We start from the raw sequence: 3,350 nt of genomic DNA, 5'->3' as shown, positions 1-3,350 counted from the left end.
CCAATCGGCGTCGTAAAATCGCCTCAGTACCGGATCAAAGCGGCCAAAGCAATGGTTATGGCAAAAATCGCCGAACTCATTGTAAGCGAATTCCATCAAAACTTCATCATCCGGATAAGCAGGGATCATCTCTTTGACGGCATACCACTGAATCGATCTCTCAATTACTATTTACAATGGAGGGTGAATAGAAGCCAGTGCAAAACGGAATTTTTCAGTCACTTTTTAAAAGGGTGACGTAATGAGGATTAGAATTGAAAAATTCCTCCCTTATGGAAATTTCAGTAACGCCCTATATTCACTACGACTTTCTACCCCTTGTCTGTGCTCTACCCCGATTTTGAAGACCGCTGGAAAACCGCCGGTGGTGCCGAACGCGCCAATTATGGGCTTTTCCTGCAAGATCTCTGTTCCTTGTTGGACGTTGTCCCTCTCGACCCAACTACCGACAATCCCGCCCCGTTTGCCATATATCGGTAGGCCCTTGGAGACACGGGCCACGGAATAGGTGTGGTACGAATGACGTGACTATGAATTTCATGGATTATACCTATGACAGCTGCATGTACATGTTCACCACGGGCCAGAAATCCCGGTCGCGGGCAATATTCGCTCCCGGTGGGCCGCAGGCGAGTTTCGTACTGGCAATCTGACACTCCTTGATATCTGTAACATAAAACATTAGGCAAGCTGGTCAATTCACCGGCTATTTTTTCTACACTTTGATGCTATTCCAGATACCCAATCCAATGGTATTCACATACCCCAGTTTCAGCAAGACTGTGGCCTCACCGTCCCGGACAAATGGGGTACTTAACCCGCTTGACTGCTGTTGCAAGTATCTGCCCAAACCGCTACCTTGGGGCCATGCTCTCATTACATCATCAGGTATTCATCGAGGTGGCTCGTCTGCTGAGTTTCACCAAGGCCAGCCAGACTTTTTTTTTGAGTCAGTCGGCCATCAGCAAGCAGATCAAGTCGCTGGAAGCTTACTACAAAACCGGCCTGTTTGAGCGCCACGGTACGAGCGTGAGCCTGACGGAGGCGGGGAAATTGCTGTATGACAAATTACAGCAGGCCGTCCAGTTGCAGCAGGAGTTGAACCAGGCCATGCACGAGCTCAATGAGAGCTTTTCGCCCCCGACCAAACTATCCATCGGGGCAAGTACCACCATCAGTCTGTACGTACTTCCTCCGGTCCTATCGGCCTTCCTGCGCCAGCACCCGACGATCCAGATCGGTGCTTTGAATCGCAACTCTACCAATATCCAAAAGGCGCTGCTCGAACATGAAATTGACGTAGGGATTGTGGAAAGTGAAATTCGCCTGAACACCATCACCTACACTCCTTTTATGACGGATGAGATCATAGCTGTGTGTTCCACCAACAGCCCCCTGCGAGCGCGAACCCTCACCGTGGAGGACCTCTCTACTATCCCTTTGGCCCTGCGCGAAGCCGGATCGGGTACCCTGGCGGCAGTAGAGGCCGCCCTTGAAAGTCAGGGCGTTTCCCAGGCCGGATTACACATCCGGATTCGGCTGGGAGGTACGGAGGCCTTGAAAAACTTTGTCCTCGCCGACACATGTCTGTCGTTTCTGCCCCGGTTGGCCATTATGCACGAACTGGAAAGCGGCACCCTGGTAGAAGTACCCATCGCCGGGCTTTCCATTACCCGTAGCTTTCACTTCATTCAGCGAAAAGGTACTGAAAACAATCTCTGGGCCAATGCCTTCATTTGCGCTACCCAACACTACTATTCCATCAGGGAATAACTCATGCCAAAATACGATTTGCATGATGCAGTAGGATAATCCACCTTGCGGGCAAAATTGATTATTCTTATGCCCGTACTAACTACACCATCGCTACTACTCGATCTACATTGCTCCAACTGCGGAAAGCCTCATTCTGCCTTTGAACTACAGACACTGTCCACCTGTTGCCAGGCCCCATTGCTGTGCCGGTATGCCCTGGATGAAAACCGAATATCCAAAACCGACCTACTTACCCGCCCGGCAACCCTTTGGCGGTATGAGGAGGTACTTCCCGTCCTGCACGCCGAAAATCAGGTGAGCCTGGGCGAAGGCTGGACGCCCCTGCTACCCGTAAACCGACTGGTCGGCCTGCACGGCATGGGCCAACTGACCCTGAAAGACGAAGGACTCAATCCCACGGGTTCTTTCAAAGCGCGGGGGTTGAGCATGGCGGTCTCCAAGGCGAAGGAAAACGGAGCCCAGGCCTGCATCATTCCCACGGCGGGCAACGCGGGGGTTGCCATGGCCGCCTACTGCGCCCGCGCCGGCATGGAGGCGGTGGTCGTCATGCCCCGCCACACGCCAGAAGCCTTCAAGGACGAGTGCCTGGCCTACCAAGCCCAGGTAATCTTCATCGATGGTCTGATCAACGACTGCGCCGCCAAAGTACGGGAGCTCAACCACGACGGGCGTTACTTTGATGTTTCTACTCTGAAAGAGCCGTATCGGATCGAGGGAAAGAAAACCATGGGCTTCGAAATAGCGGAACAGCTCAACTGGCAACTGCCGGATGTGATCATGTACCCCACCGGCGGCGGCACCGGCCTGATCGGCATCTGGAAAGCGTTCGACGAAATGAAGCAGCTCGGTTGGCTGGCCCCTAACCAGCCTCTGCCCCGGATGGTGGCCGTACAGTCGGAAGAATGCAGCCCCGTGGTAGATACCTTTCTTGGCAAGCAGCCCAACAGCAAAAACTATGTAGGTAAGCCCACTATCGCCAATGGACTTGCCGTACCCCGCCCCATCGGCGAACCCTTAATGCTACACATTTTGAGGGAGTCGAATGGTACGGCGCTGACCGTCTCTGAGGATGAAATGGTGGAAGGGGTCAAGGAGATCTGCCGGGAGGAAGGCATATTCGTCGCTCCCGAAGGCGGGGCCATCTGGGCCGCTACTAAAAAGCTATTGCACCAGGGATGGATCAAGCCGGAAGAGCACGTACTACTGCTGAACACCGGCTCCTGCCAGAAATACGCGGAGAATATGAATGGGAGATGGTAAGGTGAGTCAAGGGCCGGGGGCGGTCAGGCCCCGTTTACTATGTACCGGTAGGCGTGTGTATCCACCTTAAGTATATACACAACTCTGACGGAATAGCAGGTACCCCTGCCATTGTTCATAAAAGCGCTGTAATCCTGTGAAGAAGTCCGTGGGTCCGGCTGGCCGTTGGCTCCGGTAGCCACTCCATCCAGCCAGTCTGGCAATCACCCAGGCTCCGAAAGCCAGGCTTTCGGGAGGGTGAGGATTCTTCTGCTTGCTGGTCGAGCCTTCCAGAGTACTGTTAAGCTTTTGAAGAAACTCCTGTTCAGATCCGT

The 3,350-nt window shown here is 53.5% G+C and carries 3 protein-coding genes and 1 pseudogene; 3 read left to right on the top strand and 1 reads right to left on the bottom strand.

Annotated elements, in window-relative coordinates; all coding sequences use genetic code 11:
* Positions 1 to 318: 318 nt before the first annotated feature.
* From ACEW8P_RS12275 to ACEW8P_RS12265, 3 genes are all read left to right on the top strand, one after another.
* A complete protein-coding gene (locus tag ACEW8P_RS12275) occupies positions 319 to 480 on the top strand; it encodes a hypothetical protein (protein WP_373513371.1) in 162 nt (53 codons plus the stop codon).
* Between the two features lie 387 nt (positions 481 to 867).
* Complete coding sequence (locus ACEW8P_RS12270; protein WP_373513370.1) at positions 868 to 1,773, top strand: LysR substrate-binding domain-containing protein; 906 nt, start codon at positions 868 to 870, stop codon at positions 1,771 to 1,773.
* Between the two features lie 69 nt (positions 1,774 to 1,842).
* The gene (locus ACEW8P_RS12265; RefSeq protein ID WP_373513369.1) at positions 1,843 to 3,036 is read left to right on the top strand and encodes a threonine synthase; all 1,194 of its coding nucleotides are present in this window, start codon (positions 1,843 to 1,845) and stop codon (positions 3,034 to 3,036) included.
* Positions 3,037 to 3,102: 66 nt separating this feature from the next.
* On the opposite strand, the pseudogene ACEW8P_RS12260 reads toward ACEW8P_RS12265, so the two are convergent.
* A pseudogene (locus ACEW8P_RS12260) lies at positions 3,103 to 3,350 on the bottom strand (IS4 family transposase); the annotation flags it as partial.

Origin of the sequence: Persicitalea sp. (genome assembly GCF_041751555.1) — a bacterium.
In the GTDB taxonomy this organism is placed as follows: Bacteria; Bacteroidota; Bacteroidia; order Cytophagales; family Spirosomataceae; genus Persicitalea.
The sequence above is the reverse complement of the archived record's forward strand: the minus strand, read 5'-3'. Positions and strand labels throughout refer to the sequence as shown.

Coding starts and splice junctions, on each gene's coding strand:
- ACEW8P_RS12265 (WP_373513369.1), top strand. CDS start 1,843: ATGCCCGTACTAACTACACCATCGCTACTACTCGATCTACATTGCTCC.
- ACEW8P_RS12270 (WP_373513370.1), top strand. CDS start 868: ATGCTCTCATTACATCATCAGGTATTCATCGAGGTGGCTCGTCTGCTG.